This is a genomic window from Flavonifractor sp. AGMB03687, assembly GCF_017811815.1.
GTDB lineage: Bacteria > Bacillota > Clostridia > Oscillospirales > Oscillospiraceae > Flavonifractor.
This window is the reverse complement of the sequence record NZ_JADKZI010000002.1, coordinates 100,960-124,962: the sequence shown is the minus strand read 5'-3', so window position 1 is coordinate 124,962 and position 24,003 is coordinate 100,960. Positions and strand designations below refer to the sequence as shown.

23 protein-coding genes, 2 tRNA genes and 1 riboswitch are annotated in these 24,003 nt (G+C 63.0%); of the genes, 11 read left to right on the top strand and 14 right to left on the bottom strand.

The genetic code is table 11. The features are described 5' to 3' along the window. Positions 1-68: 68 nt before the first annotated feature. Together J9789_RS03885 and J9789_RS03880 are read right to left on the bottom strand one after the other, a co-directional pair. Positions 69-923 carry a MurR/RpiR family transcriptional regulator gene (locus J9789_RS03885; protein WP_209342573.1) on the bottom strand — a complete coding sequence of 285 codons (855 nt, stop codon included), beginning with the start codon at positions 921-923 and terminating at the stop codon, positions 69-71. A gap of 10 nt (positions 924-933) precedes the next feature. Continuing rightward, positions 934-2,145, bottom strand: coding sequence for an AGE family epimerase/isomerase (locus tag J9789_RS03880; protein WP_209342572.1), 1,212 nt, complete (start codon positions 2,143-2,145; stop codon positions 934-936). Positions 2,146-2,339: 194 nt separating this feature from the next. Between J9789_RS03880 and J9789_RS03875 the strand changes: the two genes are divergently transcribed. Together J9789_RS03875 and J9789_RS03870 are read left to right on the top strand one after the other, a co-directional pair. Then, positions 2,340-3,719, top strand: coding sequence for an ROK family protein (locus J9789_RS03875; protein ID WP_209342571.1), 1,380 nt, complete (start codon positions 2,340-2,342; stop codon positions 3,717-3,719). Further along, positions 3,720-4,382, top strand: coding sequence for a GDSL-type esterase/lipase family protein (locus J9789_RS03870; RefSeq protein ID WP_209342569.1), 663 nt, complete (start codon positions 3,720-3,722; stop codon positions 4,380-4,382). Positions 4,383-4,429: 47 nt separating this feature from the next. On the opposite strand, the gene J9789_RS03865 is transcribed toward J9789_RS03870, so the two are convergent. The 3 genes from J9789_RS03865 to alr all read right to left on the bottom strand — a co-directional run bounded on the left by J9789_RS03865 (position 4,430) and on the right by alr (position 6,722). Next, a complete protein-coding gene (locus J9789_RS03865) occupies positions 4,430-4,975 on the bottom strand; it encodes a hypothetical protein (protein WP_209342567.1) in 546 nt (181 codons plus the stop codon). A 53-nt stretch (positions 4,976-5,028) separates the two neighbouring features. After that, positions 5,029-5,394, bottom strand: coding sequence for a type II toxin-antitoxin system PemK/MazF family toxin (locus J9789_RS03860; RefSeq protein WP_209342561.1), 366 nt, complete (start codon positions 5,392-5,394; stop codon positions 5,029-5,031). A 200-nt stretch (positions 5,395-5,594) separates the two neighbouring features. Then, complete coding sequence (gene alr, locus J9789_RS03855) at positions 5,595-6,722, bottom strand: alanine racemase (RefSeq protein ID WP_209342560.1); 1,128 nt, start codon at positions 6,720-6,722, stop codon at positions 5,595-5,597. Positions 6,723-6,991: 269 nt separating this feature from the next. Between alr and J9789_RS03850 the strand changes: the two genes are divergently transcribed. Further along, complete coding sequence (locus J9789_RS03850; protein WP_209342559.1) at positions 6,992-7,333, top strand: hypothetical protein; 342 nt, start codon at positions 6,992-6,994, stop codon at positions 7,331-7,333. Positions 7,334-7,370: 37 nt separating this feature from the next. Here the strand turns inward: J9789_RS03850 and J9789_RS03845 are convergent, their stop codons facing one another. After that, positions 7,371-7,973, bottom strand: coding sequence for a hypothetical protein (locus tag J9789_RS03845; protein ID WP_348633628.1), 603 nt, complete (start codon positions 7,971-7,973; stop codon positions 7,371-7,373). Positions 7,974-7,986: 13 nt separating this feature from the next. Further along, positions 7,987-9,516 carry an NAD(P)H-hydrate dehydratase gene (locus J9789_RS03840; RefSeq protein WP_209342557.1) on the bottom strand — a complete coding sequence of 510 codons (1,530 nt, stop codon included), beginning with the start codon at positions 9,514-9,516 and terminating at the stop codon, positions 7,987-7,989. 409 nt (positions 9,517-9,925) lie between these two features. Here J9789_RS03840 and pheS point away from each other — a divergent pair, with 409 nt between their 5' ends. Both pheS and pheT read left to right on the top strand, forming a co-directional pair. Continuing rightward, positions 9,926-10,951: a phenylalanine--tRNA ligase subunit alpha gene (gene pheS, locus J9789_RS03835; protein WP_209342555.1), complete on the top strand. Its 1,026-nt coding sequence runs from the start codon at positions 9,926-9,928 to the stop codon at positions 10,949-10,951. Positions 10,952-10,969: 18 nt separating this feature from the next. Further along, positions 10,970-13,663 (top strand): phenylalanine--tRNA ligase subunit beta, encoded by a 2,694-nt coding sequence (gene pheT / locus J9789_RS03830; RefSeq protein WP_209342553.1) that lies wholly within the window; start codon positions 10,970-10,972, stop codon positions 13,661-13,663. Between the two features lie 61 nt (positions 13,664-13,724). On the opposite strand, the gene J9789_RS03825 is transcribed toward pheT, so the two are convergent. From J9789_RS03825 to J9789_RS03805, 5 genes are all read right to left on the bottom strand, one after another. Further along, positions 13,725-14,357 carry a DUF624 domain-containing protein gene (locus J9789_RS03825; protein WP_209342551.1) on the bottom strand — a complete coding sequence of 211 codons (633 nt, stop codon included), beginning with the start codon at positions 14,355-14,357 and terminating at the stop codon, positions 13,725-13,727. Positions 14,358-14,437: 80 nt separating this feature from the next. Continuing rightward, complete coding sequence (locus J9789_RS03820) at positions 14,438-15,571, bottom strand: DUF4317 domain-containing protein (RefSeq protein ID WP_209342549.1); 1,134 nt, start codon at positions 15,569-15,571, stop codon at positions 14,438-14,440. A gap of 227 nt (positions 15,572-15,798) precedes the next feature. Then, a tRNA-Leu gene (locus J9789_RS03815) sits at positions 15,799-15,886 on the bottom strand. A gap of 3 nt (positions 15,887-15,889) precedes the next feature. Further along, positions 15,890-15,975, bottom strand: a tRNA-Leu gene (locus J9789_RS03810). An 89-nt stretch (positions 15,976-16,064) separates the two neighbouring features. Further along, on the bottom strand, positions 16,065-16,598 hold the full coding sequence (locus J9789_RS03805; RefSeq protein ID WP_209342547.1) for a DUF4364 family protein: 534 nt from the start codon (positions 16,596-16,598) through the stop codon (positions 16,065-16,067). Between the two features lie 178 nt (positions 16,599-16,776). Here J9789_RS03805 and J9789_RS03800 point away from each other — a divergent pair, with 178 nt between their 5' ends. Further along, positions 16,777-17,862 carry a DUF3048 domain-containing protein gene (locus J9789_RS03800; protein ID WP_209342545.1) on the top strand — a complete coding sequence of 362 codons (1,086 nt, stop codon included), beginning with the start codon at positions 16,777-16,779 and terminating at the stop codon, positions 17,860-17,862. Positions 17,863-17,922: 60 nt separating this feature from the next. Here the strand turns inward: J9789_RS03800 and J9789_RS03795 are convergent, their stop codons facing one another. Together J9789_RS03795 and gluQRS are read right to left on the bottom strand one after the other, a co-directional pair. Next, positions 17,923-18,555, bottom strand: a complete 633-nt coding sequence (locus J9789_RS03795) for a hypothetical protein (RefSeq protein ID WP_209342543.1) — start codon at positions 18,553-18,555, stop codon at positions 17,923-17,925. Positions 18,556-18,571: 16 nt separating this feature from the next. Next, positions 18,572-19,516 carry a tRNA glutamyl-Q(34) synthetase GluQRS gene (gluQRS, locus tag J9789_RS03790; RefSeq protein ID WP_209342541.1) on the bottom strand — a complete coding sequence of 315 codons (945 nt, stop codon included), beginning with the start codon at positions 19,514-19,516 and terminating at the stop codon, positions 18,572-18,574. Positions 19,517-19,618: 102 nt separating this feature from the next. Then, positions 19,619-19,734, top strand: a riboswitch (molybdenum cofactor riboswitch). A gap of 69 nt (positions 19,735-19,803) precedes the next feature. Between gluQRS and J9789_RS03785 the strand changes: the two genes are divergently transcribed. Genes J9789_RS03785 through moaA form a run of 5 tightly spaced genes read left to right on the top strand, consistent with a single transcriptional unit; the run spans position 19,804 to position 24,001 of the window. Beyond that, positions 19,804-20,829 (top strand): molybdopterin-binding protein, encoded by a 1,026-nt coding sequence (locus J9789_RS03785; protein WP_209342540.1) that lies wholly within the window; start codon positions 19,804-19,806, stop codon positions 20,827-20,829. 2 nt (positions 20,830-20,831) lie between these two features. After that, positions 20,832-22,028 (top strand): gephyrin-like molybdotransferase Glp, encoded by a 1,197-nt coding sequence (gene glp / locus J9789_RS03780; RefSeq protein ID WP_209342538.1) that lies wholly within the window; start codon positions 20,832-20,834, stop codon positions 22,026-22,028. A 30-nt stretch (positions 22,029-22,058) separates the two neighbouring features. Beyond that, a complete protein-coding gene (gene moaC, locus J9789_RS03775) occupies positions 22,059-22,538 on the top strand; it encodes a cyclic pyranopterin monophosphate synthase MoaC (RefSeq protein ID WP_209342537.1) in 480 nt (159 codons plus the stop codon). Beyond that, entirely contained in the window at positions 22,531-23,034 is a 504-nt protein-coding gene (gene mobB / locus J9789_RS03770; RefSeq protein WP_209342536.1) for a molybdopterin-guanine dinucleotide biosynthesis protein B, read from the top strand. Before moaC ends, mobB begins: the two co-directional genes overlap by 8 nt. Continuing rightward, positions 23,027-24,001, top strand: coding sequence for a GTP 3',8-cyclase MoaA (gene moaA, locus J9789_RS03765; protein WP_209342533.1), 975 nt, complete (start codon positions 23,027-23,029; stop codon positions 23,999-24,001). Before mobB ends, moaA begins: the two co-directional genes overlap by 8 nt. Positions 24,002-24,003: the final 2 nt, after the last annotated feature.

Here is a 24,003-nt window from a genome sequence, read left to right as displayed (position 1 = left end):
AGAGAATTGCAATTTTTTTCTTTTCGCGGAAATCTTGCAAATTTTTTTCACGCCCCCGCGGCCGGCGGTCAGATGTGCTTGCCGGAGAGCACCTCCGCCACCATCTCCTGCCGGGCCAGGTTCCCCTCCCGGTCCCGGCGGCACACCTCATGGAAGAGGACGTCCAGCAGGTAGAGCTGGGCGATCCGGGCGGGCACGGACCCCCCCTGCAGGGGGCCCTCCCGGGAGCCGCACTGGAGCACCACGTCGGCATACGCCGCGCCGGGCGACTTGGGGAAGCGGGTGATCAGGATGAGCCTGGCCCGCCGGTCCCGGATGATGCGCACGTTGTTGATGAGCTCCTTGGTGGAGCCGGAGTAGGAGAAATAGATCACCAGGTCCTTCGGCGTGAGCTGGGAGGCGGCGATGGCCTGGAGATGGGAGTCCACCACGGCGGTAAAGTTGCACTGGATGGTCGTGAACAGGTGGGCGCACTCCTGGGCCATGATCATGGAGCCGCCCTGGCCCATGCAGAGCACCCGGCCGGCGGAGACGATCATATCCGCCGCCCGGCGCACCGTGTCGGGCTGGATCAGGTCCATGGTCTGGGTCAGGGCCTCGCTGTCGGCCCGGTAGGCCGCGCTGCACACCCCCTCCACGCTGTCCTCCTCCGGCGGGCAGGCGTCGGGGTCGCCCCGGTCCATCCGCCCCGCGGTGGCGTTGGCGATGGCCAGCTTGAAGGCGCTGTACCCCTTATAGCCCAGCCGCTTGCAGAAGCGGGAGATGGTGGCCTCGGCCACCCCCGCCTCCTCCGCCAGTTCGGAGATGGACATGAACTGGGTCTGCTGCTGGTGGATGACCGCGTAGTCGGCCACCTTTTTCTCCGCGCTGGTCAGCTGGTAGTACTCGCTGTTGATCCGTTCAAATACATTTACTAACGGCATAGCCGCCCTCTCAATTCCGCTCCAGGATCTGGCCGATCATCTGATCGCACATGATGAGCATACGGGGCAGGTGGAAGGGGCCCTTGAAGGTGGAGCCCTTGCAGGGAGGCTCGGTGGGCTTGCCGTCCCGGCGCAGGTAGCCGTACCAGTCGCCGAACTCAGGATCGGAGAAGTACTTCTTGCAGTAGTCCAGAGTCTTCTCGAACCACTCCAAGTACTTCTCGTCGCCGGTGTCGCGGTAGATCATCATAGAGGCGATGAGGATCTCATCATGGGGCCACCACAGCTTCATGTCGTGCTCATAAGCCTCGGGGGGACGGCCCAGGCAGTCGATAAAGTAGAGCAGTCCGCCGTACTCCTTGTCCCAGCCGGCGTTGATGGCCTGGTCGAAGATCTTCACGGCAGTTGCGTGCTGCTCCTTGTCGTCCCGCAGGTTGGCGTCCTCCATGAGGAACCAGGAGCACTCGATGTCGTGGCCGGGGTTGACCACGCGGCCCTCGGTGACGTCGCCCCGGAACTCGCCGTTGGGGCCCACGCTCTCCAGGGTGCAGCCCAGCTCGGGCTTATAGTGATAGCGGAAGATCTCGTCCACGCACTGAGCGGCCCGCTGGTTGTACAGCTCGGTCTTCTCAGGATCCACCCGGCGCAGCACAGAGGTGATGTTCAGGTAGATCATGGGGTTGGCCAGGGCGCGGCCAGTGCGGGTCTCGGGAATGGTCTTGGGGCCCATGCCGGTGGGATCCTTGATGAGGCCCTGGTTCAGGTTCCAGATCAGGTCATAGGCGGCGCGGGCGCGCTCCAGGCACTCCTTGTCCCCAGTCACACCATAATATTCCGCGTTGGCAATGGCGTAGAACCCTTCGGAGAAGCAGTAGCGGCGCTGACGCAGGGGCTTGCCGTCGCCGGTGACGGTGAAGTACATGCGGTTGCCCGCCTCGCGGTTGATGCAGCAGCGCTCCATGAAGTCCAGGCAGCTCTTGCTGGCGGCCAGCCACTCGTCCTTCACCCCGTAGGTGTGGCACAGGTAGGCAAACATCCAGGCGCAGCGGCCCTGCATCCACACGCTCTTGTCGGTGGAGAAGATCTTACCCTCCCGGTCCAGGCAGGTATAAACGCCCCCGTTGACCGGGTCCATACCGTTCTTCAGCCAGAAGTTGACGCTCCGTTCCAGCTCTTCCTTGATCCATTTCTGATGGTCCTGCAGACGTGCAGTGATATCCATAGTTGCAATTCCCACCTTTCCAATGTTGGGAGAGGTCCCCCATTGGTTCCATCATACCCGTCGGTACATCCCCAGTCAAGCCCTGAAAGAAAATAATTTTCAGAATCCCGAAAATATGCTTGACAGATTTAAAAAAGCTGGTAGCCTATACATATAACAGTCTGTTTGTTCCGACATATGAAGGAGGACGTCTCATGAAACATCTGGGTATCGAAGTCCCTGTCAAAAACGTACCGGAGCTGGACCCCGGCTTTCTCCCCCTGGGCAAATTCTGCACTTCCTTTCTGAAGGACGCCAAGAAGCCTCTGGACCTGGCTGTGGAGCGGGCCGGCGGCGAGGTTGCCGTTTATAAGACCTTTATCCACGGCACTCCCGACATGGCCGAGGCCGACCGCTACTATGTGGACCGTCTCATCAAGACCATGCTGTGGTACATGGGCGGCTTCAAGGTGTACATCAGCGGCGACAAGGACATCTTTGAGGCCATGAAGGCCACCTACTGTGTGGGCGGCGCCCGTTCCTTCGACGCCGACTTCATGTCCAACGTATACGAGAAGCCCTTCGAGGTGGTGTACTGCGACCAGGTGCCCGCTGAGAAGAGCAATCCCCAGGCCGTGGGCCGCCACCTGGGCGGCTGCCGCATCGGCTTCGACGCCGGCGGCTCCGACCGCAAGGTGTCCGCCGTCATCGACGGCGAGCCCGTCTTCTCTGAAGAGGTGGTGTGGTTCCCCAAGACCACTGCCGATCCCGACTACCACTATGAGGGCATCGTGTCCGCCCTCAAGTCCGCTGCCGCCCATATGCCCCGGGTGGACGCGGTGGGCGTGTCCTCCGCCGGTATCTACATTGAGAACCGTACCATGGTGGCCTCCCTGTTCCTGAAGGTCCCCAAGGAGGACTTTGACGCCAAGGTGAAGGACATCTATATCCGCGCCATCAAGGACACCTTCGGCGATGTGCCCTACGTGGTGGCCAACGACGGCGATGTGTCCGCCCTGGCCGGCGCCATGAGCCTGGAGGAGAACAACATCCTGGGCATCGCCATGGGCACCAGCGAAGCCGTGGGCTTCGTGGACCAGAGCGGCAACATCACCGGCTGGCTCAACGAGCTGGCCTTCGCTCCTGTGGACGTCAATCCCGACGCCATGGAGGACGAGTGGTCCGGCGACATCGGCTGCGGTGTGAAGTACTTCTCCCAGGACGGCGTCATCAAGCTGGCCCCCCGCGCCGGCATCCAGCTGGACGAGAGCCTCTCCCCCGCCGAGAAGCTGAAGGTTGTCCAGAAGGCCATGGAGGAGGGCAATCCTGCCGCCGCCGCGGTGTACCGCTCCATCGGCGTGTACCTGGCCCACTCTCTGGCTCTCTATCATCACTTCTACGGCTTCAAGCACGTGCTGCTGCTGGGCCGCGTCATGTCCGGCAAGGGCGGCGACCTGCTGCTGGAGACCTGCCTGAAGGTGCTGGCCGACGAGTATCCCGAGATCGCCGACAAGATCAATCCCACCATGCCCGACGAGAAGGCCCGCCGCGTGGGCCAGTCCGTGGCTGCCGCTTCCCTGCCCGAGATCAAGTAAGTGCGCCGTCATATCGTCTGTTTAGGGGACTCCAACACCCACGGCTACTGCCCTGATCCGGCAGACTGCGCCGACGGCTCTCAGTTCCGCTTCAACGAGGAGGAGCGCTGGACCTGTCTGCTCCAAAAGGCCCTGGGGGAGCCCTATCTGGTGATTGAGGAAGGATTATCCGGTCGAACCACCGTCTTTGACGACCCGGTGGAGGAATGGCTGTCCGCCCTTCCCTACCTGCGGCCCTGCCTCAAGACCCACAAGCCGGTGAGTCTGCTGGTCATCATGCTGGGCACCAACGACACCAAGTCCCGGCTGAGCGCCAACGCCTATTCCATCGGCCGGGGGATGGAGCGGCTGATTCAGGCCGCCCAAAGCGTGGACTGCTGGGGGCCGGACGGCCGGCCCAACATCCTCATCGTCGCTCCCAAAGCCATCGAGGAGGGCGTCTATACCTCCCCGGTAGCCGACGAGATGGGGCCCGGCTGCGTGGAAAAGACCCGTCAGCTGGCGGCGGAATATCAGGAAGTGGCCCGGCGAAACAGCTGCGCCTTTCTGGACGCCAACACCCTGGGGCTCTCCTGCAACTCCATTGATTTTATGCATCTGACCCGGGAGAGCCACGCCAAGCTGGCGGCGGCACTGGCCCAGATCATCCCAACTCTGATGTAAAGAAAAAACGTGGACGGCAATGCCGTCCACGTTTTTTGTCTTTCTTATTATTTAATGGTATAGCCGCCCCGCACCATGATGGTGACGTCGGTGGAGGCCTTCACCCCCCGGCCGTCGATGGTAGCCAGATAGAGGTGGTTGGCCGTCAGGGCGCTTCCGCCGGACAGGGTGGAACCCGCCGTGGTGTCGATAAGGCCGGGGGCGGAGTCAGAGACGCACACCGCCGAGCCGGAACGGAGCAAAAACTCGCAGGCCGCGGTGCCCACCACCGTCTGCCCCGCCTTCAGGTTGACGATCTGGAACACGCCGCCGGAGGAAGAGGAACCGGAGGAGCCGCTCAGCTTGCTCTCCACTTCCTTCACATAGCCATCCACCACCGCGTCCAGCTTTTTCTCCAGCTCGGTCTGCTTGTCCGCCACCTTGTCGTCCACCTGCTCCAAAATGGCGGGGAGGGCCTGATCATTCAGGTAGCTGAGGGTGACCAGGGGGTCGTTCTTGCTGCCCTGTTGTCCGGCGGCCACCGCCACCCCTACCAGAGCAAGCGTCATCAGACCGCCGGAAATCAGTCGGACCGGCCACTTCTTCTGTTTCATATGTACCTCCTGTCTGACGGGGAGCCGCCCGTCGGGCGACTCCCCTCTTGTGTTCAAACCATGGTTCCTGTGTGCAGGCCAAAGCTGACCGCGATGGCGTTATCCACACGCTGCATCTGCGTTTCATCCAGCCGACCCATATGCTCTCTCAGCCGCCTTTTGTCCAGCGTCCGGATCTGTTCCAGCAGCACCACCGACTCCTTGGGGAGGCCGTAGGTGTTGGCTGAGAGCTCGATGTGGGTGGGCAGACGGGCCTTGCCGGTCTGGGACGTGATGGCCGCCGCGATCACTGTGGGGCTGTGCCGGTTGCCGGTGTCGTTCTGCACGATGAGTACCGGCCGCACGCCCCCCTGCTCGCTGCCCACCACGGGGCTCAGATCGGCATAAAAAATGTCTCCGCGTTTTACGCTGTTATCCACAAAAGCTCACACTCCGCCGGAAAATAGTCACCAGCGTCACACGACCGGAGGCCTATGTAACGCGGTCACTATGATTTTCCCACGGGGCGGCGGGAATTATACCCGCCCTGCAAAATTTCGCGGGGCAGGTCGGTCCCCCGCCGTCTGGCCGGGCCTTTCTCCCCCGGCTCATTGTATGCCCGAGCGCAGCAGCCGGTGCCTCAGTCCAGATAGGCCCGGTGGACCCGGGGGGACACGGCGCACAGCAGTTCGTACTGGATGGTGCCCGCCATGGCCGCCATAGCCTCGATGGGCAGGTGCTCGCCGAACACCTCCACCTCGTCTCCCGGCGCCACATCCAGGCCGGTGACGTCCGCCATGCACATATCCATGCAGATGCGGCCCACCACTTTGGCCCGCTGACCCTTGATGAGTACCTCCAGCTGGTCGGAGCACAGCCGGGGCAGGCCGTCGGCATAGCCGATGGTGAGGGCGGCCAGCTTGGTCTCATGATCCAGCACGTGGGTGCAGCCGTAGCTTACCGGGGTCCCGGCAGGCACCGTCTTCACCGAGGCCACCCGGGTCTTGAGGGTCATCACCGGCCGCAGGCCGGGGCCGTCCAGTCCCTCGCAGGAGGGGTCGGGGTAATGGCCGTACAGGGCAATGCCTGGCCGCACCATGTCCAGATGGGTGCAGGGGAAGTTGAGGGCCGCGGCGCTGGCGGCACAGTGGCGGATGGCAAAGGTGATCCCCCTGCCCTTCAGCTCCTCCAGCAGATCCAGGAAACGGGTGAACTGAAGCATGGTATAGTCCTCGTCCCCGTCGGCGTTGGCAAAGTGAGTATAAATTCCCTCCGCCTCCAGGCCGGGCAGGGCACACACCTGAGCAATGGCGTCCGCCGCCTCTCCCAGATGGTCCCCGCCGCACAGCCAGCCCAGCCGGGACATGCCGGTATCGGCCTTGACGTGGATTTTCAGGGTCTTACCCGCGGCCACCGCCGCGGCGGACAGGGCCTTGGCCATGTCCAGATCGTACACGGTCTGGGTAATGCCGCCCTCCAGCAGGGTATTGGCCCGCTCGACGGGGGTATAGCCCAAAATCAGGATGGGGGTGGTGATCCCCGCCTGCCGCAGCTCCATAGCCTCGTCCAGGCAGGCCACCGCCAGATATTCCGCCCCCAGCTGTTCCAGCCGTTGGGCCACCGGCACGGCGCCGTGGCCGTAGGCGTCAGCCTTCACCACACCCAGGAAGCGGCAGCCCTGGGGCAGCATGGCCCGCAGGGCCCGGTAATTATGTTCCAGATTGGACAGATCGATCTCCGTCCAGGTCCTTGTCTGCGTCTGTTTCATCGGTCATCCTCTTAAGCCATAAGATACGCGGTATCTGCATCCGATACCAAAATGGCGTGGCCGCCCATGGGCAGACTGCGCCGCCCCCATTATACTACGCCGCCGCCCCGGCCACAAGTCCGAACCTAATCCCACTTTCATCTATTTTTCATCGAATGTTCATAGATTCCTCAAGACATTTTGGCCGCTTTCGGATATACTATGGGTACACAGCATAAATCAGCCTATCAATCGATCCCCCAGCGGGTATCATAAAGGAGGTTATTCCTATGGTGGAAAACGTAGGTAAGGTATTGGCCGACGTGGGTCTGGCCAGCGTGGGTCTGGTGGCTCTGGCTGCCGAGCAGGCTGGCAAGGCCGGCAAGGTTCTGGTGGAAAAGGGCGCCGTGGCCCTGGAGGAGGGCCGCAAGCACGGCGTGGAGCTCCAGCGCAAGTACCAGGAGGAGGCCCAGCGCCGCCGGGAGGAGCAGTTCGACCGGCACATCAACGAGATGACCGCTCAGCAGCGGGAGGAGCTGCGCCGCCGTCTGGCCGAGCTGGACGACCTGGAGCAGGAAGTGGCTCAGGCCGCTCCCGGCGAGGACGACGACAACGGTCCCACCGCATTTTAAGCAAAAAGCAGGAGGCGCTTGCGCGCCTCCTGTTTTTTTAATCTTCCACAGCCTGAAAGTCGGAAAAGACACACTGGATCACGGTATAGCCGTCCTGGGACAGCTCGCCCCGCAGCAGGGCGTGGCTGTCCGGATCAAACCAGAGGGAGCACTCCTGCCCCTCCCCCGCCTGATGGTCCGGGTCCCGGCAGATCACCCGCAGCACCTGCCCCTGGTCCCCTTCCTCCATCACACACTCGGCGATAAAACCCTCGGCGGCATAGCGCATCAGGGCGGGCACCGCATCCATGGGACTCATACCGCTCTCGTCCAGGGGGCCGGTCTCCACCCGCACCCCGTCATACTCCAGGCTGCCGCTGCCGTTTTCCAGCCGGGCGGTCACCCCCGCCACAGCCTCCGGACTGGTGATGGTGAGCACACTCTCACCCTCCCGCCGGTACGCCAGGTCCATGCCGTACTCATAGACTCGCTGGCCATAGTCGGCAGTAACGGTCAACGACGCCGTACAGCCCTCCATGGCCAGATATTCCCCCCGGATGTCCAGGGCCAACTGCTCCGCTCCGGTGGCTCCGCCGCCGCAGGCGGTCAGGGCCAGGCAGAGGATCATCGTCAGTACGCACACACACCCTCGGCGGCGCACGGCCGTTCCCCCTTTATTTCACGTGTTCCTTCAGGATTCGGGGCAGGGTGGCCACCACATCGGTGGGGGTCATGCCGTATTCCCCGATCTCCTCCGCGCACAGGTCGCCTGCCGCTCCGTGGAGCCACACCGCCATGGGCACCGCCTGCCGGGCGGGCAGGCCCTGGCCCAGCAGGGAGAGGATTACCCCTGCCAGCACATCACCGCTGCCACCCTTGGCCATGCCAGGGTTGCCGGTGGTGTTGATGTAGGCGGTACCGTCGGGGAAGGCGGTAATGGTGCGGTGGCCCTTGAGCACCAGACAGCAGCAGTGTTCCATGGCAAAGTTCCGGGCCGCACCCAGCCGGTCCCCATCGGACAGGTCGCCGCCCAGCCGGGCAAACTCCCCGTCGTGGGGGGTGAGCACCGTATGGAGGCCCTGCCGCGCGTCCAGAATATCTATATGTCCCTCCAGCGCATTTATGCCGTCGGCGTCCAGGATCACCGGGATATGGATCTCACTGAGCAGGTGACGCACCACGGCGGACACGCCGTTGCCCCGGCCCAGGCCCGGACCGATGAGGCACACGCCGCAGCCCGCCAGCTTGTGGTGGATGGCCTCCCCCGCCTCCAGGGAGAGCTGGCCCTCCTTCCCTGCCGGCAGAGGGTAGGGCATGGCCTCGTCCAGCTTGGCGGCGGCCACCGCCCAGATGGGCGTGGGCACACCCAGCGACACCAGACCGGCGCCGGTACGCACCGCCGCCTGGGCCGCCAGCACCGGGGCGCCGGTATAGCCCACGCTGCCTCCCACAATGGCACAGCGGCCGAAATCACCCTTATGGGCGTCCAGCGGACGGCGGGGCAGGACCACGTCACTGCCCTCCACGCTCTGGACTGGGCAATCCAGAGCGTCCACCAGATCCTTGGGGATGCCGATGTCCGCCACCGTCAGGGTACCGGTACACAGGCCGCCCTTGCCCACATAGTGACCCACCTTGGGCAGGGTGAAGGTCACAGTGCTCCGGGCATGCACCGCCGCGCCCAGCACCCGGCCGGTGTCAGTCTCCACTCCGCTGGGGATATCAGCGGACACCACCGGGATATCACAGGTATTCATCATATGGATGGCGGTGAGGGCGTCCCCCCGCACATCGCTGTTCAGGCCGATGCCGAAGATGGCGTCCACCATGGCGTCCGCCTTCAGGCACCAGGCCGCAAAATCGGCGTCATCGGGCTGGAAGGGCTCCAGCTTTCCCCCTGCCGCCGCCAGCTTTACCTCCATAGCCCGGGTGTCCTGGGTCATCTTCTCATGGCTGCCCACCAGAACACACCGCACCTCAAAGCCCGCTTCCAGCAGCTGCCGGGCGCAGGCCACGCCGTCGCCGCCGTTGTTGCCCGGCCCGCAAAAACAAACCACCCGGCCGGCACAGTCGCCGGTCAGGGACATGACCTCATCGGCTACCGCCGCGGCCGCCCGCTCCATCAGCTGGGTGGACGGTACCCCCCGCTCCTGAATCGTGATCCGGTCGATCTCGCGCATCTGCTGCGCTGTGGCGATCCGCATGTTTATCCACGCTCCTGTTCCATGGTATCTCTCTATTCCTTGGCGGGCTTATCCGACCCGCCAGACCGTCCCCATTATATGCTGTCCGCCCCGCTCCGTCAATTTTAATCTTGCGCTTTTTGTAAATCTGTGCTATAAATAGGTTTACATGCGAAGAAGGGAAAAAGAGCGGTCCCCGGCCCAGCAGAGAGCGTCCGTCACCGGCTGAAAGCGGATGTGGGGTTGGCCCGTTCGGTTCGTCCTGGAGCGGCCCTGGAGACAGGGACGGATTCGCCTCACGTTATCGGGGCCAGAGTGCCCGCCGTGTGCGGGAAATGCGGGTGGTACCGCGGAAGGTTTGCCTTTCGTCCCAGTGGATTGGGATGGAAGGCTTTTTTCATTTGTAATTACTGCAAAAGGAGCTGCGAATATGAAGGAAACACTGGAAACCATACGCCAGGAGGCGCTGGCTGCCTTTGACGGCGCCGACACCGCTCAGGATCTGGACGCGCTGCGGGTCAAATACCTGGGCAAGAAGGGCGAGCTCACCGCGGTGCTCAAGATGATGGGCAAGCTGTCCGCCGAGGAGCGCCCCGCCATGGGCCAGCTGGCCAACGAGGTCCGTACCGCCCTGGAGAACGCCCTGGAGGCCAAGGGCAAGGAGCTGGAGGCCAAGGCCCTGGAGGACCGGCTGAAGGCGGAGGCCCTGGACGTCACCGTCCCCGGCAAGGCCGTCAAGACCGGCCACCGTCATCCCATGTATATCGCCCTGGATGAGATCAAGGAGATCTTCATCGGCATGGGCTTCACCGTGCTGGACGGCCCCGAGGTGGAGCTGGCCAAACTGAACTTTGACCGCCTCAATGCCGAGGAGGGCCATCCCTCCCGCGACTGGTCCGACACCTTCTACTTTGACGAGGACAGCCGCGTGATGCTTCGCTCCCAGACCTCCCCCATGCAGGTCCGGGCCATGGACTCCATGGAGCTGCCCATCCGCATCATCGCCCCCGGCCGTGTGTACCGCAAGGACGAGGTGGATGCCACCCACTCCCCCATGTTCCACCAGGTGGAGGGCATGGTCATCGACAAGGGCGTCACCATGGCCGACCTGAAGGGCACCCTGAACACCGTGGTGGAGAAGCTGTACGGCAAGGGCACCAAGACCCGCTTCCGTCCCCACCACTTCCCCTTCACCGAGCCCTCCTGCGAGATGGACGTGCAGTGCCACAAGTGCGGCGGCGTGGGCTGCCCCACCTGTAAGGGCGAGGGCTGGATCGAGCTGCTGGGCGCGGGCATGATTCACCCCCGGGTGCTGGAGATGAGCGGCATCGACCCCAACGTGTACTCCGGCTGGGCCTTCGGCATCGGCCTGGAGCGTACCGCCATGCGCCGCTTCAAGATCGCTGACCTGCGTCTCATCTTCGAGAACGACGTCCGGTTCCTGGAGCAATTCTGAGAAAGGAGTGTAGAAACAATGAATCTGAGCAGAAAATGGCTGAATGAATTTGTCACTGTGACTGCCTCCGACAAGGAATTTGCTGAGGCTATGACCCTGTCCGGCTCCAAGGTGGAGCTGACCCACGACCTGGGCGAGGAAATCTCCAATGTGGTGGTGGGCAAGCTGCTGTCCATGGAGCGGCATCCCGACTCCGACCACATGTGGATCTGCCAGGTGGATGTGGCTCAGGAGGAGCCCATCCAGATCGTCACCGGTGCCTGGAACATCCACCCCGGCGATCTGATGCCGGTGGCCCTCCACAAGTCCACCCTGCCCGGCGGCGTGAAGATCCAGAAGGGCAAGCTGCGTGGCGCTGTGTCCAACGGTATGTTCTGCGGCCTCAGTGAGCTGGGCCTGGACACCCGCGACTTTCCCTATGCCACCATCGTCCCCGCCGCCATTCTGGGCGACTATCACCCCCTGGACAAGGACAAGCCCTCCATCCCCGCCGACATCCAGCCCGGCCACAAGATCTACGGTCCCGTGGCGGCTGCCCAGGTGACCGGCGTCACCACCACCGGCTACTCCGCCTATGAGGTGGCCCTGAACACCGGCGATGGCACCGCTACTGTCTCCACCACCTGCCCCAACCTCCACGAAGGCGACCTGGTGGCCTACAATACCAAGTCCAACTCCATCTGCACCCTGGAGGATCTTCACGCCCAGCAGGCTGAGTTCCCCCACTGCATCCCCGACGGCATTTTCGTCCTCAACGAGGAGGGTGTAAAGCCCGGCGACGACATCAAGCCCATTATTGGTGCTGACGACCACGTGGTGGAGTTTGAGATCACTCCCAACCGCCCCGACTGCCTCTCCGTCATCGGTCTGGCCCGGGAGGCTGCTGCCACCTTTGACGCCCCCCTCACCCTCCACAAGCCTGTGGTCAAGGGCGGCGGAAACGGCAACCTCATGGAGCTGCTGGACGTAGAGACCGCTGCCGCCGACCTGTGCCCCCGGTACACCGCCCGCATGGTGCGCAACGTGAAGATCGGCCCCTCCCCCAAGTGGATGCGGGAGCGGCTGCGCTCCATGGGCGTGCGTCCCATCAACAACATCGTGGACATCACCAACTACGTCATGCTGGAGTACGGCCAGCCCATGCACGCCTTTGACTACCGCTATGTGAAGGGCGGCAAGATCATCGTCCGCCGGGCTGCCGAGGGCGAGGAGCTTACCACCCTGGACGGCCAGGTGCGCAAGCTCAACGCCAACCACCTGGTCATCGCCGACGAGACCCGGGCCGTGGGCCTAGCGGGCATCATGGGCGGCGAGAACAGCGAGATCGTGGACGACACTGTGGACGTGGTCTTCGAGTCCGCCTGCTTCGATGGCACCTGCATCCGCAAGGGCGCCCTGGCCCTGGGCATGCGCACCGAGGCTTCCGCCAAGTTCGAGAAGGGCCTGGACCCCCTGAACACCCTGCCCGCCGTCAACCGGGCCTGCGAGCTGGTGGAGCTGCTGGGCGCCGGTGAGGTGCTGGACGGCACCATCGACATCCTCAACTACGTGCCCCAGCCCCGTGTCCTCAAGCTGGAGCCTGAGAAGATCAACGGCCTGCTGGGCACCGACGTGCCTGAGGCCGAGATGGTGTCCATCCTGAAGAAGCTGGACTTCCAGGTGGACGGCGACCAGGTGACCGTACCCTCCTGGCGCGGCGACGTCATCGGCATGGCCGACCTGGCGGAAGAGGTGGCCCGTTTCCACGGCTACAACAACATCCCCACCACCCTCATGCGGGGCCAGACCACTCTGGGCGGCTACGGCGAGGAGGAGCTGCTGGAGCGTCAGCTGGGCTCCATGTGCCGCTCCATGGGTTATGATGAGATCATCACCTACTCCTTCATCTCCCCCACCTGCTACGACAAGATCCGCTGGGACGAGAACGACGCCCGTCGTGAGTCCTTCAAGATCCTCAACCCCCTGGGTGAGGACACCTCTATCATGCGCACCACTGTGCTGCCCTCCATGCTGGAGATCCTGACCCGCAACTACAACTACCGCAACCAGAACGTGCGCCTGTACGAGGTGGGCCGCATCTACCTGCCCGGCGGCGAAGACGGCCTGGCTGTGGAGAACAAGGTCCTGTCCATGGGCGCCTATGGCGACGATATGGACTTCTACACCCTGAAGGGCTGCGTGGAGGCCATTCTCAAGGACCTGCGGGCTGCTGACATCCACTTTGAGGTGCCCGCCGAGGCCAATCCCTCCTATCACCCCGGCCGTGTGGCCGACGTTTATGCCGGTGACCGCCGCATCGGCGTGATGGGTCAGATCCATCCCCTGGTGGCTCAGAACTACGGCGTGGATGCCCAGTTCTACTGCGCTGAGCTGGAGCTCAACGCCCTCATGGCCGCCAAGGGCGCCGATCCTGAGTACGTCCCCCTGCCCAAGTTCCCCGCCGTCACCCGCGACATTGCCGTGGTGTGCGACGAGGCGGTCACCGTGGGCGCTCTGGAGTCCTGCATCCGCAAGGGCGCCAAGGGCCTGCTGAAGGACTGCAAGCTCTTCGACATCTATCGCGGCAAGGGCGTGGATGAGGGCAAGAAGTCCGTGGCCTTCAGCCTGGTGCTCCGTGCCGACGACCGCTCCCTCACCAGCGAGGAGGCCGATGAGGATGTGAAGAGCATCCTGGCTGCTCTGGAGAAGGACCTGGGCGCTGTGCTGCGCTGATCCTCCGCAAGAAAGCAAAAAAGTACCTGCTGCATACGCAGCAGGCACTTTTTTCATGGGTTTATTCCTCTTCCTCCGGCGTCCCTCTCTGGGCGTCGATGTAAGGCTTGAAGATACGCTCCAGCAGGAAGGAGTGGAGCAGCGCCACAATGGTGGGCAGCAGGAACAGGAACAGGATCAGATTGGAGCACAGGGTCACCGCGGCGAAGAAGATGACCGCCAGCAGGATGGTGCTGGGCAGATGGGCGATGGCCAGCTTGGCGCAGGTGCCGATCAGCCCGCCCACCTGGAAGGTAAACCGGGAGAGGACGGGAAAGAGGTAACAGGCCGCTCCCACCGGCAGCAGCAGGAAGATCTGATAGGCATAGAAGAGCACATACCCCGTGCTGTTGAGCTGCGCAGACTGGTAGAGCAAATCATAGAGGAAGATCAAAATGACTGCTACCGGGATCACCACCAGACTGGTGAGGACTCCTACCTTCAGGTTGTTCTTGAAGGTAGTAAAGAACATCCCCCAGCTGTTGCGCTCATTGTGGCGGATGCAGCGGACCACGGTGTTATACAGTGCGGCTGTAGCCGGTCCCAGCGTCACCAGGGGCAGCGAACAAGCCACCCAGAAGATGCTGAGGAGGATCAGATCCACCAGTTTCTCGGTATAGCGGTAGATGCCATTCTCCGGATTGAATATGCCCATTGATGCAGGCCTCCCTGGAACAGTGATTAGGTTGATTGTACCCTATTTTGCCGAAAGATGCAATTCCCTGTTCCAGGCTGTCAGTCCTCAATATGGATGGGTACGCCGTTGACCTCCACCTCGCCCTCCGCCGGGATGAGGATGTACTTCTTACCGTTGATGGTACGGGTCTCCACCAGGGCGCTGTACTCGGGAGAGACCTTGATGGTCACGTCGGGCATGGACAGCTGGACCTGCTTGGCGTCCACCAGGTTGCGGGGACTCAGGCGGGTATCCTCACCAAAGCTGTCGTCATAGCGGCTGTCAAAGGCGTTGATATGGCTTTCGGACACGCCGCAGGACTGGAGCACGCACTTTACCGCCCCCTTGGACACCATCAGGGGCTCTTCCTCCTTGTTCTCCTTGTGCTCCTCCACCAACTCCCGCAGCTGGTCATGGACCGCCTGGACCACCTCGTAGCTGCACTCCTCCCCCAGGGTCTCTCCCAGGATGGCCTGGAAGGTCTCCTTCTGGGCCTGGGCGGGCATGGGGATCTGGGTGCAGAAAATGGCCTGGGCAAAGTCCTGGTGGTTCTCACCCACGTCCTTATTATAGTAGAGGGCGTCGTACAGGTTGGTGCTGCGGTTGTCAAAGGCAGGGAACAGGAAGCCCAGCTCCGGCGGAGACACCAGCCAGTCCGCCTGCCGGTTGTAGAAGCGGTTCTCCCGCACATAGAAGCTGAGGGCGGGCTTGGTCTGCTTCACCGGGCAGATGCTGCACAGGATGTAGGAATAGACCTCCTCGGAGGCGTCCTTCTGGGTCTCGCCGTCCTTGGCCCGGTAGGGCACGTCGTAGCGGTCGTGGGCCAGCAGGATGAGATAGCTGCCCTCCAGGTCCAGGCTTTCAATGGCCTTCTGGAAAAAGTTCTGAACCGCCTCCTCATTCTGGAGGCCGGAGTCCCGCAGGGCCATGAGCAGCTTGTGCTCCTCCCCCTCCGCCACCTGGCGGGTGGCAAAGCTGACGTCAATGAGGTTGCGGTCGATGCCGCCGGAGAGGGTCCGGCGGAGGATGGCCAGCAGCTTCTCGCTCTCCTCCTCGCTCATCAGGGCCAGAGACTGATCAAACTGGGAGACGATCTCCCGCTTCTCATTGACATAACACCCGCGCACATGGGTGATGGCACTTTTATCGCCCTTGAACCTGCGGCGCAGCTCGCCTACTTCCTTCTCATTCATGGTCCTGTTCCTCCATTCCTGGGATGATAGCGGCCCTAGGCCAGGGCCGTACAAGCGTTTAATCGCTTTTTAAAAACCGGCCCTTCGGGCCGTCGGCGCTTTTGCGCCGTACGAGTGTTTTGCCCCAGGCAAAACCTCGGCGCAGGGGCAATTCACTTGCCCCGAGCATGTTAATTTCTTGCGGTATCCAAAAAAGAAGGACATCCTTTACGGATGTCCTTCTTTTTTGGTGCGCGAGGCGGGACTTGAACCCGCACGTGCGTAATGCACACTAGAACCTGAATCTAGCGAGTCTGCCAATTCCACCACTCGCGCATATGGTGCGGATGACGGGACTCGAACCCGTACGGCCGTGGGCCACTAGCACCTCAAGCTAGCCAGTCTACCAGTTCCAGCACATCCGCAGAACACAGCCCCGTCAAAAGACTGCTTGATTATTATAGCGGGCCGGGCCTGGTTTGTCAACCATTATTTTTCCTATTCCGCGAAAAATTTATCGGTTCTTCTCCCAGTCCAGCAGAGCGGCGATCACGTCGTGATAGACCCGCTCCGGCTCCTCCTGAAAACCCTGGGCCATCCGCTGGGCCTGCTCCCGGGTGCCGCAGAACAGCTGGAGGGTAAACAGGTTGCCCTTATCGTCGTCCAGCTCCATCTTGACCACGCTGCCACCCTCGGGCCGGTCCTCCACACTGGAGCGCACCTGGGCGTTGCGGCGGAGGATGCCGTTGACCTTGGCCAGGCGGACGGTGCACTTCTGCTTGACAGTGTAGGGCAGGCTGCTCTCGCAGGCAGCGCCGTTGGCCCGGCCCTTATCCGTAATGGCGTACAGCCCGTCCTCCAGGGTCAGGTGACCGGTCTCCACCAGCTCGGAGACCGCCTCGGCAAACTCAAAGTAGTCCACGCCGTCGTCACACATGGTCAGGTCGGTCAGCGCGTGAAAGTCGATGGGAGCCGCCACCCGTGCCATGATATAGAGGATGAGAAACTTGATATCCAGTTTATCGTGGATGAAACCGTGACGTGCCATGGAGCTCTCCTTTCCGACGCGTTTGCCGCTTACCATTCATTATACCCAAGCCGGGCTCAAATCACAAGTGCAATTTCCAATTGCCCCACCGCTTGACGGAGGCTTGTCCCACAGGGTATGATAGGATTAGATTTCCGGTCCGACGCCGGGCATTCAGTGAAAATTGGAGGATACCGTCATGGGAAAAAAATTACTGCCCCTGCTGCTCACCCTTCCGCTGCTGCTGTCTGCCTGCGGCGGTACGCCGGGACCGGAGGAATCCACCGCTCCCTCTCCCTCGCCTACCCCTGTGGTGGAGGCCACTCCCTCCCCTACCCCCTATGACGGCCCGGTCAATCCCCTCACCGGCCTGCCCATCGGCGAGGAGTGGGTCAACCGCCGCCCGGTGGCCATCATGCTCAACAACCTGAAGCAGGCCCTGCCCCAGCTGGGCCAGTCGCAGGCCGATATCATCTATGAGATCCCCGCTGAGGGAGGCATCACCCGCATGGTGGGCGTCTATCAGTCCCTGGACGGTGTGGGCACCATCGGCTCCATCCGCTCCGCCCGCCCCTACTATCTGGAGGTGGCTCTGGGCCACGACGCCATCTTCCTGCACGCCGGCGGCAGCGAGGACGCCTACAGCAAGATCAGCCAGTGGGGCGTCACCGCTCTGGATGCGGTGCGGGGTCCCTACCTGGGCAAGACAGAGGGCAGCAACCTGATGTGGCGGGACCCGGTGCGCCGGCAGACCTACAGCCTGGAGCACACCGTGGTCACCACGGGACAGACCATCATTGACCTGCTGCCCACCTATAACATCCGCCTGGACCACAAGGACGGCTACACCTATGAGATGGAGTTTGCCGAAGACGGTACCCCAGCTGACGGCGTGTCCGCCGGGGAGATCACCGTCCCCGTCTCCAGCTACAAGACCGGCCGCTTTGTCTACAACGAGGACACCGGCAAATACGGCGTGGAGGAGTACGGCGCGGCCTACATAGACGGCAACACCCAGGAGCAGGTGGAGGTGACCAATGTGGTCATCCTCAAGACCGCCTGCCGCAACACCGGCGACTATCTGGGCCACATCACGGTGGACCTGTCCAGCGGCGGCACCGGCTACTTTGCCTGCGGCGGCAAGATCACCGACCTGACCTGGAGCAAGCAGTACCCCAGCGGCCAGTTCCACTATACGGACTCCAACGGCAACCCCATCACCTTCGGCGTGGGCACCACCTATGTGTGCGTGGTCCCCACCGACTGCCAGGTGAGCTTCTCCTGATCAAAAGCGGGAGCGCTGCAGACAACCCTCTGCAGCGCTCCCGTTTTTTACGATACAACGTCAATCCATATTATAGTATGTAATCTCATCCTGGGCCTTTGCAAACAGATCCGCAACGTAGGCTTCCCGTGCTTCCAACATTTCCGCCGGCGGATTGACCCTGGTATAGGTTAGGCCGTGCTCCTCACAGTACGCCTCTCCCACCGCGTTGAGCAGCTTCTGCCGGGCAATGTTCCTTGGCGCCTGCTCCTCCAGGAGGGCAAAATATTCCTCCGCCGTGATGCCGACCTTCTGGCAGTACTGGTCGATCATTTCTTTGCCTTCCGGTATGGCGTAAGAAAGCTCCGCATTCTCCACCAAGGCGTCGATCTCGGCCTGGGTGGCCTCATACCCAAGCCGCTGGGCTTCCTCCAGCAAAACCATGCTCCGCAGAATTTCATTCAGAGCCTCTTCCGTTGTCGGCAGATCCGCTGCCCCACCGGAAGAAATCGCATCCACATTTTGCTGATAGCGCTCCACATCGGCCTGATAGACCTTTTCTCCATGATATTCCGCCAGCAGGCCCGGTTCCGCTGAAGGCTCCGGGGTGTTCGGTTGACCAGGGTTACTGCACCCGGACAAGCCCATTCCCAGGAGCATACCAAGCAGACACACACAACTCACGATCACAGGGGGGCAACGTTTCGGTTTCATCGTTCATGTCCTCCTTTTAAAGACACTGTGGATCGATCGTAATATCTCCTCCGGGCACCTTGGCCCAGTCAAAGCGCTTAGCCAGCTCCGCCGGACGGACCGGCTCCGGCCTGTCCAGCTGCCCCGCCCAGAAGGCCAGCAGTCCGGTGAGCGCCTCCGGCGTAAACCGCTGCCGCAGGGCGCCCATGTCCAGATCCCGTTCCCGCTTGGACAACCGCCGCCCGTCCGGAGCCAGCAGCAGGGGGACGTGACAGAACTCCGGAGGCCGGAATCCCAGCAGGGTATGGAGATAGATCTGCCGGGGTGTGGAGTCCAGCAGGTCCCTCCCCCGCACCACCTGGTTGATCTCCATGGCGCCGTCGTCATACACCACCGCCAGCTGGTAGGCATACACCCCGTCGGACCGGCGAATGATGAAGTCTCCGCAGTCCTCCTGCAGGTTTTCCCGGTACTCCCCCTGCAGCTTATCTGTAAAGGATATTTCCTTGTTGTCTACCGTCAAACGCCATGCGGGGCAACGGTTTGCGGACAATTCCTGTTTCTCTTTTTCTGTCAAGTGTTTGCACCTGCCAGAGTAGATGATCTGTCCGTCCGACCGGTGGGGTGCGGAGGCGGCCAGCCGCTCGGCCCGGGTGCAGAAACAGGGGTAGACCAGGCCCATCTCCTCCAGTTTTCGGAAGGCTCCGGCGTACAATTCCGTGCGTTCACTCTGGGAGTATGGCCCGTTGGGGCCGCCCACCTGGTACCCCTCGTCCCAGTCCAGGCCCAGCCAGCGCAGATCGTCGGCCAGCTGGCGGGCGTACTCCTCCCGGCACCGGTCCGGGTCCAGGTCCTCCATCCGCAGCACCATGGTGCCCCCGGCGGAGCGCACCGACAGCCAGGCCAGCAGGCCGGAAAACAGATTGCCCAGGTGCATCCGCCCGCTGGGACTGGGGGCAAAGCGTCCCCGCAGCTTGCTCATATCCATCTCTCCTTTGCCCCTATTCTACCACATCCCCGGATAAATGGAACCCGTCAGTTTGGGTTGCATTTTCAGGAAACTGTGTTATACTCATTTTATCATCTGAATCTTTCACTCCGAGCGGGACCGCCTAAGGGCATGCCTATGGCGCACCGCCAGGGTCGGGCTGGAAACGGCACGGCCTTCCGTCTTTGAAAAGGAGTCTCTTTTACAGGGGGGTATTGTACCCTTCTGTCCGGAGGTACCGTAAAAAGACGGTACCTCTTTTTTGTTTGGAGGAACACAACATGAAACTGATCGATACCCGCGACGCGGTGGGCCATGTGCTCTGCCACGACCTGACTCAGATCATCCGGGGCGTCACCAAGGACGCCCGGTTCCGCAAGGGCCATGTGGTGACCGAGGAGGACATCCCGGTGCTGCTGAGCATGGGCAAGGAGCACCTCTATGTGTGGGAGCGCCAGCCCGGCATGCTCCACGAGGACGAGGCCGCCCTCCGGCTTCAGGCCCTGTGTCAGAATGAGCATATGCACGGCACCGCCGTGAAGGAGGGCAAGATCGAGCTCATCGCCGACATGGACGGCCTGTTCCAGGTGGATGTGGACCGGCTCAATGCCCTCAACGGCGAGGATGAGATCATGATCGCCACCCGCCACACCAACACCGCCGTCCACAAGGGGGACAAGCTGGCGGGTACCCGCATCATCCCCCTGGTCATTGCCGAGGACAAGCTGAAAGCGGTGGAGGAGCGTGCAGGAACCGGCCCCATTCTCTCCCTCACCCCCTGGAAGCTGAAGACCTGCGGCCTCATCACCACCGGCAGCGAGGTGGCCAAGGGCCTCATTGAGGATACCTTCACCCCCGTCATCATCGACAAGCTGGCCGCCTACGGCATCAAGGTGACCGAACACTGCCTGCCCGGCGACGACATGGCCGCCATCACCACCGCCGCCCTGGACTACAAGGCCAAGGGCGTGGACCTGATCCTGTGCACCGGCGGCATGAGCGTGGACCCCGACGACAAGACTCCCAAGGCCATCAAGGACACCGGCGCGGACATCGTATCCTACGGTGCCCCGGTGCTGCCCGGCGCCATGTTCCTGCTGGGCTACTTCGCCGACGGCACCCCCATCATGGGCCTGCCCGGCTGCGTCATGTACGCCAAGGCTACTGTGTTTGACCTGGTGCTTCCCCGCATTGCCGCCGGAGTCAAGGTGAGCCGGGCCGATCTGAAGGCCCTGGGCCATGGCGGCCTGTGCCTGGGCTGCCCGGAGTGCCACTACCCCATCTGCCCCTTCGGCAAGGGGTGCTGACCATGGACACCGATCTCTCTCTGGAGCAGGCGATAGAGCGGATGACTCAGGGGCTGTCCCCCCTGGGCACCGAAGTGTTGCCCGCTTTTCAGGCCCTGGGTCGCACCTTGGCGGCCGATATAACCGCCCCCATGGACCAGCCGCCCTTTGATCGCTCTCCTCTGGACGGCTACGCCCTCCGCTCCGCGGACATCGCCGGAGCAGAGCGGGAGCACCCCGTCCGTCTGCCTGTGGTGGACACCCTCTACGCCGGAGACGCGCCCCGGTGTCCTCTGGGGCCCGGCCAGGCCATCCGCATCATGACGGGAGCCATGCTGCCGGAAGGGTGTGACTGTGTGCTCCGTCAGGAGGACACCGACCGGGGCGACCCGGTGAGCATCTACGCCTCTCTCCCCCCGCATAAAAATTATGTCTACCAAGGTGAGGACTACCGGGCGGGCAGCCTGCTGCTTCCGGCAGGCGCACGGCTGGACGCCGCCGCCCTGGGGGTGCTGGCCAGCGCCGGCATCACGGAGGTGCCCGTGTGCCGCCGCCCCAAGGTGGGACTGCTCACCACCGGGGATGAGGTGGTGGAGGCTGGACAGCCCCTGCCCCCCGGCAAGATCTACGGCTCCAACCAGGTCCTGCTTCTGGCCCGGCTGACAGAGCTGGGTATCCCCGCTGTGGGCCGCCACGCCGCCGACTCCCCTACCGCGGTGGCGGAAACCATGGGCGAGCTGCTGGCTGACTGCGACCTGCTTATTACCACCGGCGGCGTGTCGGTGGGCGACAAGGATATTTTCCACCAGGCCCTCCCCCTGCTGGGGGCGGAGCGGGTGTTCTGGAAGGTAAACCTGAAGCCGGGCACTCCGGCCATGTTCTCCCGGTTCGGCGGCAAGCCCATCCTGTCCCTGTCGGGCAACCCCTTTGCCGCCTTCACCACCTTTGAATTGCTGGCCCGGCCCCTGCTGGCCGCCCTGGCCTGGGAGCCCCATCTGCTTCCCCGGCAGAAGCAGGCCGTCCTCACCACTCCCTATGATAAATCCAGCCCCCGGCGGCGTTTTCTCCGGGGCATCTACCTAGATGATGAGGTTACCCTCCCCCAGGGCCATTCCTCCGGCCAGCTAGCCTCTCTGGTGGGATGCAGCTGTCTGGTGGAGCTTCCGGCGGGCTCGCCCCCGGCGGAGGCCGGACAGACCGTCCAGGTCTGGCTGCTGTGACCATCCATATCGATGCTACAGGAGGTTAGTATGGAACCTGCTTTCAATCATTTTGACGAGGCCGGCAACGCCATCATGGTGGACGTGACCGGCAAGGAGCCCACCTACCGCACGGCGGTGGCCGAGGGCACCATTAAGGTCACCCGCCCCATTCTGGATGCCATTACCGGCCGCACCGCCGCCAAGGGCGACGTGCTGGGGGTGGCTCGGGTGGCGGGCATTATGGCCGCCAAGCGCACCTGGGAGCTGATCCCCCTGTGCCATCCCCTGCTGCTCAGCCACCTGTCGGTGGATTTTGAGATCCTGGAGGAGGCCTGCGCCGTGCGGGCCACCTGCACCGTCAGGCTCTCCGGCAAGACCGGCGTGGAGATGGAGGCCCTCACCGGCGTCTCGGTGGCACTGCTCACCATCTACGACATGTGCAAGGCCATCGATAAGGGCATGGAGCTGGGCGACATCCATCTGGTCCACAAGGAGGGCGGCAAATCGGGGGTGTACGACCGTGTCTGAACCCCTGGTGGTGGCAGTGTCCGGCGTAAAAAACTCCGGCAAGACCACCCTCATCGAATCGGTCCTCCCCCTTCTGGCGGAGGCCGGGCTGAACGTGGCGGTCATCAAGCACGACGGCCACTCCTTCATCCCCGACCCGCCCGGCACCGATACCGGCCGCTTTATGGCTGCCGGTGCGGCAGGCACCGCCATCTTTGACGGAGAGAAATTCAAGGTGGTCAAGCGCCATCCGGTAACGGAGGATTTTTTGATCACCCAGTTCCCCGAGGCCGACCTGCTCCTGCTGGAGGGCTTCAAATACACTGCCTGGCCCAAGCTGGAGGTGGTACGCAAGGGCAATTCGGAGGCCCCGGTATCCGATCCGGCCACCCTGCTGGCCCTGGTTACCGACCTGCCGCTGGAGTGCCCCGGCGCGCCGGTGCTCCCCCTCAACGATCCCCAGGGCGTGGCCCGTTTTCTGCTCCGTCTGGTAAAGGAGGGCCTGCCCCATGTATGATCAATTTGGCCGCAACATCCGCTACCTGCGGGTATCCGTCACCGACCGGTGCAACCTGCGGTGCCGCTACTGTATGCCCGAGGAGGGCGTGGAGTGGGTGGACCACAGTGCCATCCTCTCCTATGAACAGATCGTGCGCCTGGTCCGTCTGGCCGCCGGGCTGGGAGTGGAAAAGGTGCGCCTCACCGGCGGCGAGCCCCTGGTGCGCAAGGGACTGGCCGGGCTGGTGAAGGAGCTGAAATCTATTGACGGCATCCGCACCGTCAGCCTCACCACCAACGGAGTGCTGCTGGCCGAGCAGCTGCCCGGCCTGCTGGAGGCCGGACTGGACGGCGTGAACCTCAGCCTGGACACCCTGGACCGGGCCCAGTTTGCCTCCCTTACCCGGCGAGACGAGCTGCCCCGGGCCCTGGAAGGCCTGGAGGCCGCCCTGGCCGCGCCGGGACTCACCGTCAAGGTCAACTGCGTCCCCTCGGGAGGCAACGACGCCCAGCTGGTGCCTCTGACCGCCCTGGCCAGGGACCGGGACCTGACCGTCCGCTTCATTGAGCTGATGCCTATCGGCCTGGGGGACACCCTCACCCGCCGCACCGAGGAGGAGGTCCTCGCCCGGCTGGAGGAGGCCTTCGGCCCCTCCCTCCCCTGCGAACCCGATCGCCTGGGCGGCCCCAGCCGCAACGTGACCTTCCAGGGTTTCCGGGGCAAGGTGGGCTTCATCAGCGCGGTGTCCCACCAGTTCTGCCAGAGCTGCAACCGGGTCCGGCTCACCGCCACCGGTTTTCTCAAGACCTGTCTGCAATACGACCACGGGGTGGATCTGAAGGCCCTGCTGGATGCTGGTGCCGACGACACCGCCCTGCAAACCGCCATGGCAGACGCCATCAACCACAAACCCGCCAGCCACCACTTCGGCAGACAGCGGGAGGCGGCTGACGAGGGCCGCAACATGAATCAAATTGGAGGATAAGA

Coding starts and splice junctions, on each gene's coding strand:
- J9789_RS03885 (WP_209342573.1), bottom strand. CDS start 923: ATGCCGTTAGTAAATGTATTTGAACGGATCAACAGCGAGTACTACCAG.
- J9789_RS03880 (WP_209342572.1), bottom strand. CDS start 2,145: ATGGATATCACTGCACGTCTGCAGGACCATCAGAAATGGATCAAGGAA.
- alr (WP_209342560.1), bottom strand. CDS start 6,722: ATGAAACAGACGCAGACAAGGACCTGGACGGAGATCGATCTGTCCAAT.
- pheT (WP_209342553.1), top strand. CDS start 10,970: ATGAATCTGAGCAGAAAATGGCTGAATGAATTTGTCACTGTGACTGCC.
- glp (WP_209342538.1), top strand. CDS start 20,832: ATGGACACCGATCTCTCTCTGGAGCAGGCGATAGAGCGGATGACTCAG.
- J9789_RS03840 (WP_209342557.1), bottom strand. CDS start 9,516: ATGCGGATCGCCACAGCGCAGCAGATGCGCGAGATCGACCGGATCACG.
- pheS (WP_209342555.1), top strand. CDS start 9,926: ATGAAGGAAACACTGGAAACCATACGCCAGGAGGCGCTGGCTGCCTTT.
- J9789_RS03850 (WP_209342559.1), top strand. CDS start 6,992: ATGGTGGAAAACGTAGGTAAGGTATTGGCCGACGTGGGTCTGGCCAGC.
- J9789_RS03865 (WP_209342567.1), bottom strand. CDS start 4,975: ATGAAACAGAAGAAGTGGCCGGTCCGACTGATTTCCGGCGGTCTGATG.
- J9789_RS03825 (WP_209342551.1), bottom strand. CDS start 14,357: ATGGGCATATTCAATCCGGAGAATGGCATCTACCGCTATACCGAGAAA.
- J9789_RS03805 (WP_209342547.1), bottom strand. CDS start 16,598: ATGGCACGTCACGGTTTCATCCACGATAAACTGGATATCAAGTTTCTC.
- moaC (WP_209342537.1), top strand. CDS start 22,059: ATGGAACCTGCTTTCAATCATTTTGACGAGGCCGGCAACGCCATCATG.
- moaA (WP_209342533.1), top strand. CDS start 23,027: ATGTATGATCAATTTGGCCGCAACATCCGCTACCTGCGGGTATCCGTC.
- J9789_RS03820 (WP_209342549.1), bottom strand. CDS start 15,571: ATGAATGAGAAGGAAGTAGGCGAGCTGCGCCGCAGGTTCAAGGGCGAT.
- J9789_RS03795 (WP_209342543.1), bottom strand. CDS start 18,555: ATGAAACCGAAACGTTGCCCCCCTGTGATCGTGAGTTGTGTGTGTCTG.
- J9789_RS03785 (WP_209342540.1), top strand. CDS start 19,804: ATGAAACTGATCGATACCCGCGACGCGGTGGGCCATGTGCTCTGCCAC.
- gluQRS (WP_209342541.1), bottom strand. CDS start 19,516: ATGAGCAAGCTGCGGGGACGCTTTGCCCCCAGTCCCAGCGGGCGGATG.
- J9789_RS03800 (WP_209342545.1), top strand. CDS start 16,777: ATGGGAAAAAAATTACTGCCCCTGCTGCTCACCCTTCCGCTGCTGCTG.
- J9789_RS03875 (WP_209342571.1), top strand. CDS start 2,340: ATGAAACATCTGGGTATCGAAGTCCCTGTCAAAAACGTACCGGAGCTG.